The organism is Muricauda sp. SCSIO 65647 (assembly GCF_021534965.1).
GTDB lineage: Bacteria > Bacteroidota > Bacteroidia > Flavobacteriales > Flavobacteriaceae > Flagellimonas_A.
Genome location: NZ_CP091037.1, coordinates 639,530 through 654,510 on the forward strand (window position 1 = coordinate 639,530; position 14,981 = coordinate 654,510).

Genomic DNA, 14,981 nt, shown 5'->3' on the forward strand with positions numbered 1-14,981 from the left:
TGTCTGAATACCATTTTTAAAACTGGCATCTTATTTGTTATGTACGGATTGCATAAGTTTGTTATCTAAATATCCATTGACAATGCAACGACGTTCATTCATCAAAAACTCAGGGTTGGCAGGGCTGGCCGTGACCGCTTTTCCACAGAATCTATTGGGTCCACAAGAAGAATTTACTACCGAAGAACTGATGGGCAAGGCCGATATCGCCCTTTTTGGAGAAGGGATCAACTTACGAAAAGAGGCCCACGACGCCTATGTAAAAATGAAGGAAGCGGCCCAAAAAGAGGGGTTTGACATAAAGATGGTATCGAGTTATCGCGATTTTTACAGACAGCGGTCCATTTGGGAACGTAAGTACATTCGCTTCACCGAAGATGATGAAATGCCCCCTTTGGATGCCATTGAGAAAATCATCGAGTATTCGACCATACCCGGCACCAGTAGGCACCATTGGGGTACCGATATCGATATTATCGATGGAAATGCTCAGGTCAGTGGCGATGTCTTGGTGACCGAAAAATTTGAAAAGGGCGGTGCCTTCGAAGATCTTAAGCTGTGGCTGGACGATAATGCGGAGAAATTCGATTTTCATTTGGTCTATACCGATGATCCCAAACGAAAAGGGTTTAAATACGAGCCCTGGCATTACAGTTATGCCCCACTTTCGATACCCATGCTCATCGCGTACCGAAAACTCAATCTGTTAAAATTGCTGTCAAAAGAAGATTTTTTGGGATCTGAGCACTTCACCACCGGTTTTTTGAAGACTTATATACAAGACAACATTTTGGATATCAACCAAGATCTTCTGTAGCGTTTTTTTGTATCTTACAAGCCACTTGAACACTAACGACCATGAGAAGTAGGGGCAGCTGGAAAATCCGGATACTGATCGGTCTGGCCATTGTGGCCTTCGCCTTTATTCAACGATGCAACAACAAAGAAGAAAACCCGTATACCGGAAGGGTACAGAATATCAATATGACCGCTGAGCAAGAGATTGCCATCGGTCTTCAAAGTGCCCCACAGATGGCCCAACAGCATGGGGGGCTGTATCCTGACGAACGCTTACAGACCTTAGTAGATGCCGTAGGGCAAAAATTGGTCAATAACAGTATCGCCCGTGAAACACCCTATCAATATGACTTTCATTTATTGGCCGATGACCGCACCATTAATGCCTTTGCATTACCGGGAGGGCAGTGCTTTATTACCTATGCACTGTTCGAGCAACTCAATGAGGCCCAGTTGGCCGGGGTATTGGGCCATGAGATTGGGCATGTCATAGGGCGCCATTCAGCCGAAAGAATTGCCGAGACCAATTTTTGGCGCACCGTCTCAATGGGGGCCAGTGTTGGGGCCGATGCCGGAGACATTGTGGGCAGTATCGGGCAGAACACCTTACTGAAAAATGGTCGCGGTGATGAACTAGAAAGTGATGAATTGGGCGTGCTCTTCATGATTCAAGCAGGTTATGACCCAAATGAAATGATCGAGGTCATGAAAATACTGAAAGCTGCCGCAGGCCCCAATAGAGTGCCCGAGTTTCAGAGCACACATCCCGATCCTGAAAACCGTATTGAAAAAATAAAGGAGGCCATCAAAAAGCATGAAGGTCGATGATAATCGCTGTTCACCGACTAAATATCATTATTGAACCCTTTTTTGTACCTTTATAAACCCCAAAGACTTACTACCAGAATTTAAACCCACATAGCTGTGCAGATTTAATGACGAAGACAGACTATATGGGAACTTTTTTACATTTCAAAAACCTTTATGTTCAAGCCTTTGACAATTGTAAGCCAGAGGTATTGGTCATATTGCTAAAGGCCTATTCCATTTTTTGTGCCATCATGTTATCAATGGCCGTATATGCTTTTTTATATAGGGCCTTCACAGGATTTGACTTTTGAAAAATCAACAAGAATTCATTTACTCTTTTACTTGAACACTATATGTTGTAAATGAAAAAACCCATTGCAGTGCAATGGGTTTTTTGATTGATGGATAAACGCGGCATCATTTTTTCATAGCGGCTTCAATAACCTCCAACGCTTCGGTCGCATTCGAAAGTTCAGCATGCTTTTTTGCAGTATAGCCTTTGTCACACCTTTTTTTGATGTTGGCACCATTGGCCAGCAAAACTTCCAATATTTCCGCCTTATTGTATCGTGCGGCAAAATGAACGGGAGCCATGCCCAAAGATTTCTGATTTACGTCTTCGCCAAGAGCGATCATCTTTTTTACAAGGTCAACATCACCTTTCATGATCGCCTTACAGAAAGAATTAAGTTCAAAGTCTTCGATTAGGCTAATGTCTTTTGTAACTTTGGCCGTTTCGTCAATAGTACCTGCATGTGCGAAACCGAATACACAGGCCACCAATAGTGTCAGGATTGTTTTTTTCATGATGAATAATTTTTTGATTAATAAAAATGATTGATGCTAAATAGACTCATATTGCACAAAAATGTTACACGATTAACAGATATATAACTAAATTTTAACAAGATGCACAACGAGAAGGACTCTTGACCTCTTTTTTCACAATGACCATCATGATTTTAGCTAAATAGTAACCTAAATTCACAACTGATTTTGAACTAGATATGAGAAAAAAAGTAATATTGATGATTTTGGATGGATGGGGCATTTCACCTAACCCTGAAGTTTCGGCAATTGAAAAAGCACACACCCCATTTATCGACGCTCTCTATGAAAAATATGCCAACGCCCAACTATTGACCGATGGCATGAACGTGGGACTTCCAGAAGGGCAAATGGGAAACAGTGAGGTAGGGCATATGAACCTTGGTGCGGGCAGAATTGTTTATCAAGATCTGGCAAAAATTAATATGGCGGTCAAAGAAGATACCCTAAAAGATGAAAAAGTGCTTTTTGAAGCCTTTGAACATGCCAAAAACAACAACAAAGCCGTCCATTTTTTAGGTCTGGTAAGCGATGGCGGCGTACACAGCCATATCGATCATCTAAAAGCACTGATAAAGGCAGCTGATGAAAGTGGTGTTCAAGCATCATATGTTCACGCCTTCACAGATGGCCGCGATGTGGATCCAAAAAGCGGAAAAGGTTTTCTACAAGAAGTGGTCGATTTCAGTAAAGATAAGAACACAAGGCTGGCGTCGGTCATCGGCCGTTATTATGCCATGGACCGGGATAAAAGATGGGAACGGGTGAAATTGGCGTATGACCTCATCGTCAACGGCAAAGGTGAGCCTTTTGATGATATTACCGAGGCCATGCAGAAAAGCTATGACAATGACATCACCGATGAATTTATAAAACCGATTCTTTTAGAGGGCAACGGAATCATAAAGGAAGGTGACATCGTTATTTTCTTCAATTTCAGGACCGATCGCGGCCGAGAGCTCACCCAAGTGTTGAGCCAACAAAACATGCATGAGCACAACATGCACAAACTGAACCTTTATTATGTCACCATGACCAATTATGATGACACATTTGAAGGTATCAAAGTAATCTACGGCAAGGAAAATATAAGGGAAACCCTGGGTGAGGTACTCTCAAAAGCCGGTAAAAAACAGATCAGGATCGCAGAGACGGAAAAATATCCCCATGTGACCTTCTTTTTCAACGGTGGAAGGGAAGAACCTTTTGATGGCGAGGAGCGCATTCTATGTCCTTCGCCCAAAGTGGCCACCTATGATCTGAAGCCAGAAATGAGTGCTTACGAAGTAAGGGATGCCATTGTTCCGAAATTGAAGGATAGCGTTGCTGACTTTGTCTGTCTCAATTTCGCAAATCCAGACATGGTAGGCCATACAGGTGTCATGAAAGCTGCCATCAAAGCATGTGAAACCGTAGACGAATGTGCCCAAGCCGTCATCAATACAGGATTGGAAAATGGTTATTCGACCATTGTCATCGCCGACCACGGCAATTGCGATACCATGGTCAATGCTGACGGTAGTCCGAATACGGCCCATACCACCAATCCGGTACCCCTGATTATGGTAGATAATGAAATCAAACAAATAAAAAGTGGGGTTTTGGGAGACATTGCACCGACCATCTTAAAAATGATGGGTATTGAAAAACCGCAATTGATGACACAAGAACCGTTGATATAGCTTTGAAATGAAAAGATTTTCTCTTGTACTGACATTTATCTCCATTTCCATTTTTGGTCTGGCCCAAGAACTGCAATCTCCCAGTGCCAATTTTTCGATGACATTTTCTTTAGAGGATGGTAGGCCTACCTATGAACTATCGTTAGAGGGGAACAAAATCATAGCGCAAAGTAGCTTAGGGTTTGAATTGAAAGATATGCCGGCATTGTTGGATGGCTTTACCGTTATCGATACCAAAACCAGTACTTTCGACGAAACCTGGAAACCCGTATGGGGCGAATCCAACAGTATACGCAATCATTACAACGAATTGTTGGTAAAACTGGCGCAGCCTGCCACCAACCGTTTCATGAACATTCGATTTCGGCTTTTTGACGATGGTCTGGGCTTTAGGTATGAATTTCCCGAACAACCGAATCTGATCTATTTTGTCATCACCGACGAAAAGACCCAGTTCGCCATGACGGGCGACCACAAAACCTTTTGGATTCCCGGTGATTATGACACCCAAGAGTATGATTACACAACCTCAAAACTATCCCAGATTTCAAGTCTGATGCCCAAAGCGGTAACACCCAATGCCTCACAGACACCGTTTTCAAAAACAGGGGTGCAAACCGCTTTGTTGATGAAAACCGAAGAGGGAACCTATATCAATTTGCACGAGGCCGCACTAATCGGCTATTCTTGCATGCACCTTGAACTAGATGAGGAAAATCTCATCTTTGAGTCACATTTGACACCTGATGCGATTGGCAATATGGCCTATATGCAGGCACCGGCCAATACCCCTTGGCGTACGGTCATTGCCAGTAAAAATGCTGCTGACATTCTCTTGTCGAACATGACCTTGAACTTGAACGAGCCCTGTGTCTTTGAAGACACCTCTTGGATAAAACCGGTAAAGTACATAGGGGTCTGGTGGGAATTGATCACGGGTAAAAGCTCATGGGCCTATACCGACGAACTACCAAGTGTCAGACTAGGGGAAACCGATTACACCAAAACTACCCCAAACGGAAAACATGCCGCCAATACAGAACATGTAAAAAAACATATCGATTTCGCCGCCCAACATGGTTTTGACCAGGTTTTGGTAGAAGGTTGGAACCAAGGATGGGAAGACTGGTTCGGCAAATCGAAAGATTTTGTCTTTGACTTTCTGACACCCTATCCCGATTTTGACGTGAAAGAATTAAGAGACTATGCAAAAGAAAAAGAAGTTCGCCTTATGATGCACCATGAAACTTCAGGATCGGTGAGAAACTATGAACGCTTCATGGATGCCGCCTACGATTTCATGGTCGAAAACAATTACAATTCAGTGAAGAGCGGCTATGTAGGCGATATCATTCCAAGGGGTGAACATCATTATGGCCAGTGGATGATAAACCACTACCTCCATGCCATCACCGTGGCTGCCGAACACCATATCATGGTCAATGCCCATGAAGCGGTACGACCTACAGGTTTGCGTAGAACCTATCCTAATTTAATAGGCAACGAATCGGCTAGGGGCACTGAATATGAAGCTTTTGGGGGCAACAATGCCGATCATACGACCATTTTGCCCTTTACCAGGTTGATCGGCGGACCTATGGATTATACCCCGGGAGTATTCGAGCCAGATGTCAGTAAATATAACCCTAACAACCGTTCTTGGGTGAATACCACAATAGCCAGGCAATTGGCATTGTATGTGACCATGTACAGCCCCTTACAAATGGCCGCAGACCTACCCGAGACGTATGAAAAGCACTTAGACGCTTTTCAATTTATAAAGGATGTGGGGCTTGATTGGGATACCAGCTTGGTACTCGAAGCAGAACCAGGTGATTACATCACTTATGCCCGTAAGGAAAAGGATACCGATAATTGGTTTGTAGGCCGCACCAATGATGAAGAGCCAAGAACTTCGACCATTTCCTTTGATTTTTTGGATGACGACAAAAAGTATGTGGCGACCATTTACGGTGATACCAAAAACACCCATTACAAAGAAAATCCGAAAGAATATCAAATTCGAAAATATCAGGTTACCAGTAAATCCAAACTAAAGCAATTTTGTGCTCCTGGCGGGGGTTATGCCATCAGTATTATGGCCACTTCTGATAGAAATGACCTGAAGGGCCTAAAACGGTTATGATGTAGGTGAGCATGGTGTGAAAACCGTTTCGGCATTTCAGCTTATCTTTGCGCCCATGATCAATATCAAGACAGCAGAAGAAATCGAACTCATGCGCGAGAGTGCTCTGGTCGTTTCGAAGACCTTGGGTATGCTGGCTTCTGAAATAAAACCAGGGGCCAATCCTTTGAAGCTCGATAAAATGGCCGAAGAATTCATTCGCGGCCAAGGTGCCGAACCGGGTTTTTTGGGTATGTACGATTTTCCGAACACCTTGAATTGGAGTCCGAATGCCCAAGTGGTGCACGGTATTCCGAATGAAGAGCCCTTAAAGGAAGGCGATATCATCTCTGTTGATTGCGGTGCATTGAAAAATGGTTTTTACGGTGATCATGCCTATACCTTCGAAGTCGGCGAAGTGACAGAAGAAACCAAAAAATTGCTACAGGTCACCAAAGAGTCGCTTTATGTCGGTATTCGTCAGTTTAAATTAGGAAATCGGGTCGGTGACGTAGGTTATGCCATTCAGAATTTTTGCGAGAGCCACGGGTATGGTGTTGTACGTGAACTGGTTGGCCATGGTTTGGGCACCAAACTCCATGAAACCCCTGAAATGCCCAATTATGGAAAACGGGGCCGAGGAAAGAAATTCGTAAACGGAATGGTCGTTGCCATAGAGCCCATGATCAATATGGGTACCCGTCGCATCAAGCAGCTAAATGATGGTTGGACCATACTCACCGCAGATGGTAAACCCAGCGCACATTTTGAGCATGATGTGGCCCTGATCGATGGTAGACCCGAGCTACTATCGACTTTTCAGTACATATACGATGCCTTGGGCATAGTGTCTGATGAAGAAGTAGAGTTCAAAAGACACGAATTTCACTAATTGCACAGATTTGTCAAACAAACTGATTTATAAAGACGAATCATACTTTATCATTGGTTTGTGTATGGATGTTCATAAAGAGCTGGGAAAAGGATTTAGTGAAATCGTGTACGGCGATGCTTTGGAATTAGAACTGAAATCGAATGGGGTTCCATACAAACGAGAGGTAAAATTCGAAATTCAGTATAAAGGAAATGTGCTTCCCCATCATTACTTTGCAGATTTTGTGGTTGATGACAAAATTATATTAGAACTTAAGGCAATCGAATCATTAACCAAAAGCCATATCAAACAAACACTCAATTATTTGGCAACTTCAAAATTGAAATTAGGTCTTTTGGTCAATTTTGGCGAAGACAGTTTAGCCTATAGAAGAGCAATCCTTTAAAATTAGTGGGTATTCGTGCAATTCGTGTCAAAAACATTAAAATACCTCCTTACTTTTATGCCTGAATCAACAAACCCTTAATTACATGACAGCCCCAAAATTGAAGTTGGGCCCAGTAGTAAATTTTAGAGAAGATAGTTTAGCTTATAGAAGAGCAATACTTTAAAATTAGTGGGTATTCGTGCAATTCGTGTCAAAACATTAAAATACCTCCTTACTTTTATACCTGAATCAACAAACCCTTAATTACATGACAGCCCCAAAATTGAAGTTGGGCCCAGTAGTAAATTTTAGAGAAGATAGTTTAGCTTATAGAAGAGCAATACTTTAAAATTAGTGGGTATTCGTGCAATTCGTGTCAAAAACATTAAAATACCTCCTTACTTTTATACCTGAATCAACAAACCCTTAATTACATGACAGCCCCAAAATTGAAGTTAGGCCCAGTAGTAAATTTTAAAGAACATAGTTTCTCCTATAAAAGTGTAATACGCTAACCATTTGTAAAAATTCGTGTAATCAGTGTCATCGATATTCAAATACACCCTTAATCTCTTGCCTAGGCCATGGCTGATCAAATTGAGCTATCTGGCAAGACCCGTTCTGGCCTTTTTTCTTAAAGGGAACGAGTATACCGACCCCATTGACGGGCAAAGTTTTCGAGCCTTTTTACCCTATGGATATGAAAATACCAGGGAGAACGTGCTATCGCCCTCTACCCTATCGCTTGAGCGTCATCGTTTGCTCTGGCTTTACCTCAAAAATGAAACCGACTTTTTCTCCAGTAAGCTAAAAGTGCTGCATTTTGCCCCTGAACAAGCATTCTATAAGCGATTCAAAAAGCTCAAAAATCTACAGTACACCACGACCGACCTCAATTCTCCCCTAGCGGATGTCAAGGCCGATATCTGTGATCTACCTTTTGATGACGGTTCTTTTGATGTCATTCTTTGCAACCATGTCTTAGAGCACATTACCGATGACAGAAAGGCAATGCGAGAACTGTATCGCATCATGACACCTGGTGGATGGGGCATCTTTCAAATTCCTCAGGACCTGGGTCGCAAAACCACTTTTGAAGACGATTCCATTACCGACAAAAAAGAACGGACCAGAATTTTTGGGCAATATGACCATGTGCGCATTTATGGTCGTGATTACTTTGATAAATTAAGAAGTGTCGGTTTTACGGTCGATGAGGTCGATTATACCAAAAAACTCTCTCAAAAAGAAGTGGGCAGATATCGTTTGGCCAAAGGGGAAATCATTCCTTTGGTATCAAAATGATCATTCTTCGACCAATTTTTCAAAGCCTGAAGTCATATATTCTTTGGTCTCTCCTTCATCATCCAAATAGATGATATACGCTTCCAGTACAGGTTGTTCTTTTAAGATATTTTTTGAGCGCTCCAAATCCATCGCCATAAATGCCGTGGCATACCCGTCGGCAGTGGCACAATCGTCTGCTATGACACTAGTGGCCAAAACCTTTGCATTTTTGGTGAAGCCGGTTTTTGGATCTATGGTGTGCACAAATTTCTCTCCTGTAACCGAATCGATGCGAAACTTTCGATAATTGCCCGACGAGGCCATTGCCCTATCTTTTAGGAAAATGATCCGTTTCAGTCTTCTACCTCCCTCAACCTGTGGGTCATCGATACCTACCGTCCATCGTTTACCTGAGATCTTATTGGTGCCCTTGGCCAATAGCTCCCCTCCGACCTCAACAAGATAGTTATCGATCTTTTTTTGGTCTAAAAGGCTTCCCAATCGGTCAATGGCATAACCCTTGGCAATGGCGTTAAAATCAAAACGAATGTTCGCATACCTTTTTGTGATGGTATTGTCGGGGTTCAGTTGTACTTTTTCCCATCCTACAAATCGCAATAGACTATCCACTTTGGCACTGTCGAGGTTGAGTTGCTCACCGGGGCCAAAACCCCAGGCATCTACCAAGATTCCCACAGTGGGATCAAAATAACCATCTGTGCTTTGGTATATTTCCTTAGAAATTTGAAATACCTCTTTGAACATGGCATCTACCGTTACCGTAGAATCACCGTTATTGATCTTAGAAATATCAGAGGTGGGAATATAAGTGGACATTGATTGGTTGACCACCGCGAAAACTGAGTCGATTTCTGACTGGTAATCAAGTTGTTCGTCCGCGATATAAGTGATGGCATAGGTGGTGCCCAAAGCTTGCCCAAGGTTTTGGTTCTTGACCCGTTCATCAGGGCCACAGCTCATTGAAACAATCAAAACAGTAAGAAATAGAAATGTCCTTATCATAAAACCTCGATCAATCCTTGATATTCAACAATGTATTCTTCGTTCAAATATACCGGAAGTTTTCTGTCTGCCGCATTTGAAAGACCGACCCCGGCATAATAGGTTTTGGCCTCAAACTTCATGGCTTGGTTCTTCACTTTTTGCATCAAGTTTTCATCATAGATCTTAGGGTCTCTTGGGTACTCGACGCTTCTGACCACAACAAAGTGCAATTGCTTTTCTTTTAGGCAGACAAATTGGGGGTTTTTCTTTGGTTTGCTGTTCACGGCCATGAATTCAAAGCCTTTTGATTCGAGTTCTCGACCAACGATGTTCATCGCCAGATTGTGCAATTCTTGTTCGGTAAGTATGCGTCTTTTTTCCATTTACAAAAAAACCGATACGGCAGGTATCGGTTTGGTTCTATTTTTATGAAGTTTTATCCTCCAAAATCATCGAATCGTATATTCTCATCAGGAATACCAAAATCCTCACCCATTTTCTGAACCGCCTTGTTCATCAGGGGTGGTCCGCAGAAATAGAGTTCGATATCTTCGGGCGCATCATGGTGGTTCAAATAATTATCGATTACACAGTTGTGGATAAAACCAACAAACCCGTCACCTTCGTCATCGATGTCTTTCTTGACCTTCCAGTTATCTTCTTCCAAAGGTTCTGAAAGGGCCATATAGAACTTGAAGTTCGGAAATTCTCTCTCTAACTCCCTAAAGTGCTCAATATAGAACAGTTCACGTTTTGAACGACCGCCATACCAGAATGTCACCTTTCTATCGGTCTTCATTGTCTTGAACAAATGATAGAGGTGCGACCGCATGGGGGCCATACCTGCACCACCGCCCACATAGAGCATCTCGGCTTCGGATTCATTGATGAAAAACTCGCCAAACGGACCTGAAATAGTCACTTTATCGCCTTCTTTACAATTGAAGATGTATGATGAGGCTATACCCGGGTTTACATCCATCCATCCATTTTTTGAACGATCCCATGGTGGGGTGGCAATACGAACGTTCAACATGATTTCACGTCCTTCGGCAGGATAGGAAGCCATCGAATAGGCGCGTTCTACCGTTTCGGTGTTCTTCATGACCAAAGGCCAAAGGTCGAACTTGTCCCATTCAGTCTTAAACTTATCAGGTGTTTCGTGTTCTTCTGGGTGCGCGGTGATATCAATATCTGAATATTTGATCTCGCAAGGAGGAATCTCAATTTGGATGTATCCTCCCGCCTTATAGTTCATATCTTCAGGAATCTCTACGACAAACTCTTTGATAAACGAGGCCACGTTATAGTTTCTCACCACTGTAGCTTCCCACTTCTTGATACCAAAAACCTCTTCGGGAATGGTGATCTCCATATCTTGTTTGACCTTTACCTGACAAGCCAAACGGGCCCCTTCTTGCAATTCCCTTTTAGAAAAGTGTGGCGTTTCGGTAGGCAATGCTTCCCCACCACCAGAAAGCACGTGACATTCGCATTGAATACAGGTACCCCCACCACCACATGCCGATGGCAAAAAGACTTTCTTATTGCCCAAAGTGGCCAACAAAGAACTGCCCGATTCGACCTGCATCTGTTTTTCACCATTGATGGTAATGGTCACCGGGCCCGATGGGGAAAGCTTCTCTTTGGTAAAGAGCAACAGGGCCACCAAAAGCAAGATCAATATAAGAAACGCAACTACTGTAATTAAGATAGTACCTCCCGTACTGGTAGCTAGAATCATTTTTGTTCGTTTATGACTTCGTTATAAGAGACTTCTTTGTCTTTGTCTTCCATCTCTTTTTCAATTTCCTCTTTATTCACTTTTTCAACCGTTGTTGGGGTCGGTTGCTCGGGCGGTTCGTTATCGCCCGTCAGCATCCCTCCGAAGCTTTGAAAACCAATGCCCATCAAACCTGTGATGATAAAAGTGATACCCAATCCACGAAGTGGGGCGGGTACATTTGAATACCTTATTTTCTCACGGATGGCGGCTATGGCCAAAATCGCCAAGAACCAACCGATACCCGAGCTTACCCCATAATTGAGGGCCAAGCCCAAAGACGGTATTTCCCTTGCCTGCATGAACAGCGAGCCACCCAAAATGGCGCAATTTACCGCAATCAACGGCAAGAAAATACCCAAAGAGTTGTATAGTGCCGGTGAAAATTTCTCGACCACAATTTCAACCAATTGCACCATGGTGGCGATGGTGGCAATGAAAAGTATAAAGGAAAGGAAGCTCAGATTATAATCGGCATATTCGGGGCCCAACCATGCCAAAGCGCCTTCTTGTAAGAGATATTGGTCCAGTAACCAGTTCAAAGGCACCGTTACGGCCAATACAAAGATCACGGCCGCACCCAGGCCCACAGCCGTACTCACCTTTTTTGAAACGGCCAAATAGGAACACATTCCCAAAAACACGGCAAATACCATGTTATCGATAAAGATGGATTTGAAAAATAATTCTATATGCTCTAACATCTCAATACTATTTTAAGCTTCTTCAATCAATGCCCTGTTACGGGAGCGCTGTACCCATATGATGATACCGACCACGATCAATGCGGCGGGCGGTATGATCATGAAACCGTTGTTCTCGTAACCTATGGAATAAAGTCCGGTTTTTGCAATGGGGTCTCCCAAGACAGGAAAACCGAACAGCGTACCCGAACCCAAAAGTTCCCTAAAGAATCCCACGATGATCAGAATGACGCCATAGCCCAAAGCGTTGCCGATACCATCTAAAAACGATCGCCATATACCATTGCCAAGGGCAAAGGCTTCAAAACGGCCCATGATGATACAGTTCGTAATGATCAACCCGACGAAAACTGAAAGTGTCTTGCTCAATTCATAGGCAAAGGCCTTCAATACCTGGTCAACAATGATTACCAGTGCGGCTATGACCACCAGTTGCACAATAATCCGAATCTTTGAGGGAATAATATTTCGCATCAATGAAATCACCACATTGCCGACGCCCATTACGAACAGCACCGATATGGCCATAACTACCGAGGCTTTCAATTCGGCGGTAATCGCCAGGGCTGAACAAATACCCAAGACCTGAATGGTAATCGGGTTGTTGTCAGCTAATGGATCTAATATCAGATTTGTATCCTTCTTTGAAAGTAGTGCCATATTATTGGTTTCTAATCGTTTTTAAATAAGGCCTGTATAGCCTAAGGGTCTCTTTGATCATGGCGGTCACCCCATTTCCCGTAATGGTGGCACCAGCAAGTGCATCGACCTCATTGTCATCTTTGGTCTGGTTCAAGGGATCGTTGTTACCTTTGACCACCGCTATTCCTTTATACTGGTTGCCATCCAAAACATACTCACCCTCAAAGTCATCCATAAAAAAGCGCATCTTGATATTCGCGCCCAGACCGGGTGTTTCAGATTTATGGTCGAAATATACCCCTTGCACCACCATATTCTCATCGAGTGACATATAACCCCATATGGCATCCCAAAGTCCTTTTCCGTAAAGCGGTAAAATATAGTATTGTTGGCCATCTTTTTCACCCAAGAACAAGGGCAGTTTGGCTTCGTTGCCCTTTTTAATGGCATCCAATTGTTTTTTGAAGTCGATCAAGAAAGCCTCTGGATCTTCGGTGGCGTTGCCACTTTGGTCCAATACGATCTGTTTGGTAACGTATTTCAAAAACTCATCTTCGACCCTATTGGTCGGTACAAAATTTACGCTTCCGGCGCCTTCGTTCTCATTTACGCCCATAGCATACAGAATGTTCTGTTGCTTTTCAAAACGCTCGTTTTCTTTGATGGCAGGTCTTAGACTAGAGGCAAGAAATGCCAAGATCGAACCTACCACCACTACCATGAGGGTCGCAAAGATTACGGTATAAACGTTCTTTTCAGTATTGATCGCCATAATTATACTGTTTCAGCTTGTAATTCTTCTTTTCCTTCTGACAACTTTGGATAAACAGTGGCATTCTGGGCCCTTTTAAGACGTCTTCTCACATTGCCCCTGATTACATAATGATCGATTGTCGGTGCAAAGACGTTCATTAGCAAAATTGCCAAGAAAACCCCTTCTGGATAGGCCGGATTGAACACACGGATCATCACGGAGATAAACCCTATCAAAAAACCGTAGATCCACTTTCCCCTATTGGTCTGCGAGCCCGTTACGGGATCGGTCGCCATATAGACAATGCCAAATGCCAGACCGCCCACAATCAGATGTTGCCAGTAATCAAGGCTCATCAGACTATGAAATTTGCTGTACTCGGCAATCCATCCCGCATCGACGATCCAGTTAAAGATCAAGCCCATTAGCAATGACCCTATTACGGCACTGACCATAATGCGCCAACTTGCAATTTTACTAAAGATCAAGAACAGACCGCCCAGCAAAATCAGTAAGGCCGAGGTCTCGCCCACCGAACCTGGGATAAATCCGAAAAACATATCGGCCACATCATACTTCTGTGCCATTTCTGCCGTGTTGCCCTGGGCCAGATAGCCCAGTATTGTCTCACCAGATATGGCATCTGCGGTACCGGCCCGCTCTACGGCACCATGCACCCATACCTTATCACCGCTCATCCACGTTGGGTAAGCAAAGAATAAAAAGGCCCGAATGGTCAACGCCGGATTCAAAATATTCATTCCTGTACCGCCAAAGACCTCCTTACCGATAACAACCCCAAAGGCGACCGCCACGGCCAACATCCAAAGCGGTGTATCAACGGGTATGATCAATGGAACCAACATACCGGTCACCAAATAACCCTCTTCTACTTCTTGCCCTTTGATCACGGCGAACAAGAACTCGATGGCAAGCCCAACCCCATACGAAACGATGACCAAAGGCAGTACCGTTATGGCACCCAACCAAAAATTGTCCCAAGTCAAGAAGTGCTCGAACAATGAGAAATTTTCAGGAAAACCATTAATGGCCGAGTAGTGCTGGTAGCCGGTATTGAACATGCCGAACAACAAACAGGGCACCAAAGCCATAATAACAGTGTTCATGGTACGTTTCAGGTCATCGGCAGCTTTTACATGGGTACCCCGACCGTGGGTGGTCTCGTCAGGCATGTACAGAAATGTGTGCAACGCATTGAATGCCGGTGCCCATTTACTGCCCCTATAATGGTGCTTTAGAATGTGCAATCGTTTTTTGAAAGTCAATCTTTTATCACTCAT

Annotated in this window: 16 protein-coding genes; 8 read left to right on the forward strand and 8 right to left on the reverse strand. The window is 43.5% G+C overall.

What is annotated here, in order from left to right:
* The first annotated feature begins 82 nt into the window (after positions 1 to 82).
* From L0P89_RS02850 to L0P89_RS02860, 3 genes are all read left to right on the forward strand, one after another.
* On the forward strand, positions 83 to 817 hold the full coding sequence (locus tag L0P89_RS02850; RefSeq protein ID WP_235266888.1) for a M15 family metallopeptidase: 735 nt from the start codon (positions 83 to 85) through the stop codon (positions 815 to 817).
* Positions 818 to 858: 41 nt separating this feature from the next.
* On the forward strand, positions 859 to 1,626 hold the full coding sequence (locus L0P89_RS02855) for a M48 family metalloprotease (protein WP_235266889.1): 768 nt from the start codon (positions 859 to 861) through the stop codon (positions 1,624 to 1,626).
* A 125-nt stretch (positions 1,627 to 1,751) separates the two neighbouring features.
* Complete coding sequence (locus tag L0P89_RS02860; protein ID WP_235266890.1) at positions 1,752 to 1,919, forward strand: DUF6747 family protein; 168 nt, start codon at positions 1,752 to 1,754, stop codon at positions 1,917 to 1,919.
* A gap of 106 nt (positions 1,920 to 2,025) precedes the next feature.
* Here L0P89_RS02860 and L0P89_RS02865 read toward each other — a convergent pair whose 3' ends face one another.
* A complete protein-coding gene (locus tag L0P89_RS02865; RefSeq protein ID WP_235266891.1) occupies positions 2,026 to 2,415 on the reverse strand; it encodes an ankyrin repeat domain-containing protein in 390 nt (129 codons plus the stop codon).
* Between the two features lie 200 nt (positions 2,416 to 2,615).
* Between L0P89_RS02865 and gpmI the strand changes: the two genes are divergently transcribed.
* From gpmI to L0P89_RS02890, 5 genes are all read left to right on the forward strand, one after another.
* Positions 2,616 to 4,118, forward strand: a complete 1,503-nt coding sequence (gene gpmI / locus L0P89_RS02870; RefSeq protein WP_235266892.1) for a 2,3-bisphosphoglycerate-independent phosphoglycerate mutase — start codon at positions 2,616 to 2,618, stop codon at positions 4,116 to 4,118.
* A gap of 7 nt (positions 4,119 to 4,125) precedes the next feature.
* A complete protein-coding gene (locus L0P89_RS02875) occupies positions 4,126 to 6,264 on the forward strand; it encodes a glycoside hydrolase family 97 protein (RefSeq protein ID WP_235266893.1) in 2,139 nt (712 codons plus the stop codon).
* 55 nt (positions 6,265 to 6,319) lie between these two features.
* On the forward strand, positions 6,320 to 7,135 hold the full coding sequence (gene map / locus L0P89_RS02880) for a type I methionyl aminopeptidase (protein ID WP_235266894.1): 816 nt from the start codon (positions 6,320 to 6,322) through the stop codon (positions 7,133 to 7,135).
* A gap of 10 nt (positions 7,136 to 7,145) precedes the next feature.
* Positions 7,146 to 7,523 (forward strand): GxxExxY protein, encoded by a 378-nt coding sequence (locus L0P89_RS02885; RefSeq protein WP_235266895.1) that lies wholly within the window; start codon positions 7,146 to 7,148, stop codon positions 7,521 to 7,523.
* A 522-nt stretch (positions 7,524 to 8,045) separates the two neighbouring features.
* Positions 8,046 to 8,810 (forward strand): class I SAM-dependent methyltransferase, encoded by a 765-nt coding sequence (locus tag L0P89_RS02890; RefSeq protein WP_235266896.1) that lies wholly within the window; start codon positions 8,046 to 8,048, stop codon positions 8,808 to 8,810.
* Here the strand turns inward: L0P89_RS02890 and L0P89_RS02895 are convergent, their stop codons facing one another.
* The 7 genes from L0P89_RS02895 to L0P89_RS02925 are packed head-to-tail and all read right to left on the reverse strand — an operon-like array spanning position 8,811 to position 14,981.
* On the reverse strand, positions 8,811 to 9,815 hold the full coding sequence (locus tag L0P89_RS02895) for an FAD:protein FMN transferase (RefSeq protein ID WP_235266897.1): 1,005 nt from the start codon (positions 9,813 to 9,815) through the stop codon (positions 8,811 to 8,813).
* Positions 9,812 to 10,180 (reverse strand): Na(+)-translocating NADH-quinone reductase subunit F, encoded by a 369-nt coding sequence (locus L0P89_RS02900; RefSeq protein WP_235266898.1) that lies wholly within the window; start codon positions 10,178 to 10,180, stop codon positions 9,812 to 9,814. Before L0P89_RS02900 ends, L0P89_RS02895 begins: the two co-directional genes overlap by 4 nt.
* A gap of 53 nt (positions 10,181 to 10,233) precedes the next feature.
* Entirely contained in the window at positions 10,234 to 11,541 is a 1,308-nt protein-coding gene (gene nqrF / locus L0P89_RS02905) for an NADH:ubiquinone reductase (Na(+)-transporting) subunit F (RefSeq protein ID WP_235266899.1), read from the reverse strand.
* Positions 11,538 to 12,284 (reverse strand): NADH:ubiquinone reductase (Na(+)-transporting) subunit E, encoded by a 747-nt coding sequence (gene nqrE / locus L0P89_RS02910; protein WP_235266900.1) that lies wholly within the window; start codon positions 12,282 to 12,284, stop codon positions 11,538 to 11,540. The genes nqrF and nqrE overlap by 4 nt, the downstream gene beginning before the upstream one ends.
* A 12-nt stretch (positions 12,285 to 12,296) precedes the next feature.
* The gene (locus L0P89_RS02915) at positions 12,297 to 12,944 is read right to left on the reverse strand and encodes an NADH:ubiquinone reductase (Na(+)-transporting) subunit D (protein ID WP_235266901.1); all 648 of its coding nucleotides are present in this window, start codon (positions 12,942 to 12,944) and stop codon (positions 12,297 to 12,299) included.
* 1 nt (position 12,945) lies between these two features.
* Positions 12,946 to 13,698, reverse strand: coding sequence for a Na(+)-translocating NADH-quinone reductase subunit C (locus L0P89_RS02920; RefSeq protein ID WP_235266902.1), 753 nt, complete (start codon positions 13,696 to 13,698; stop codon positions 12,946 to 12,948).
* A 2-nt stretch (positions 13,699 to 13,700) separates the two neighbouring features.
* Positions 13,701 to 14,981 carry an NADH:ubiquinone reductase (Na(+)-transporting) subunit B gene (locus tag L0P89_RS02925; RefSeq protein ID WP_235266903.1) on the reverse strand — a complete coding sequence of 427 codons (1,281 nt, stop codon included), beginning with the start codon at positions 14,979 to 14,981 and terminating at the stop codon, positions 13,701 to 13,703.

Bases quoted from the DNA above. Each gene is read 5' to 3' on its own strand.
- L0P89_RS02850 (WP_235266888.1), top strand. From the start codon at position 83: ATGCAACGACGTTCATTCATCAAAAACTCAGGGTTGGCAGGGCTGGCC.
- L0P89_RS02855 (WP_235266889.1), top strand. From the start codon at position 859: ATGAGAAGTAGGGGCAGCTGGAAAATCCGGATACTGATCGGTCTGGCC.
- L0P89_RS02860 (WP_235266890.1), top strand. From the start codon at position 1,752: ATGGGAACTTTTTTACATTTCAAAAACCTTTATGTTCAAGCCTTTGAC.
- L0P89_RS02865 (WP_235266891.1), bottom strand. From the start codon at position 2,415: ATGAAAAAAACAATCCTGACACTATTGGTGGCCTGTGTATTCGGTTTC.
- gpmI (WP_235266892.1), top strand. From the start codon at position 2,616: ATGAGAAAAAAAGTAATATTGATGATTTTGGATGGATGGGGCATTTCA.
- L0P89_RS02875 (WP_235266893.1), top strand. From the start codon at position 4,126: ATGAAAAGATTTTCTCTTGTACTGACATTTATCTCCATTTCCATTTTT.
- map (WP_235266894.1), top strand. From the start codon at position 6,320: ATGATCAATATCAAGACAGCAGAAGAAATCGAACTCATGCGCGAGAGT.
- L0P89_RS02895 (WP_235266897.1), bottom strand. From the start codon at position 9,815: ATGATAAGGACATTTCTATTTCTTACTGTTTTGATTGTTTCAATGAGC.
- L0P89_RS02900 (WP_235266898.1), bottom strand. From the start codon at position 10,180: ATGGAAAAAAGACGCATACTTACCGAACAAGAATTGCACAATCTGGCG.
- nqrF (WP_235266899.1), bottom strand. From the start codon at position 11,541: ATGATTCTAGCTACCAGTACGGGAGGTACTATCTTAATTACAGTAGTT.
- nqrE (WP_235266900.1), bottom strand. From the start codon at position 12,284: ATGTTAGAGCATATAGAATTATTTTTCAAATCCATCTTTATCGATAAC.
- L0P89_RS02915 (WP_235266901.1), bottom strand. From the start codon at position 12,944: ATGGCACTACTTTCAAAGAAGGATACAAATCTGATATTAGATCCATTA.
- L0P89_RS02920 (WP_235266902.1), bottom strand. From the start codon at position 13,698: ATGGCGATCAATACTGAAAAGAACGTTTATACCGTAATCTTTGCGACC.
- L0P89_RS02925 (WP_235266903.1), bottom strand. From the start codon at position 14,981: ATGAGTGATAAAAGATTGACTTTCAAAAAACGATTGCACATTCTAAAG.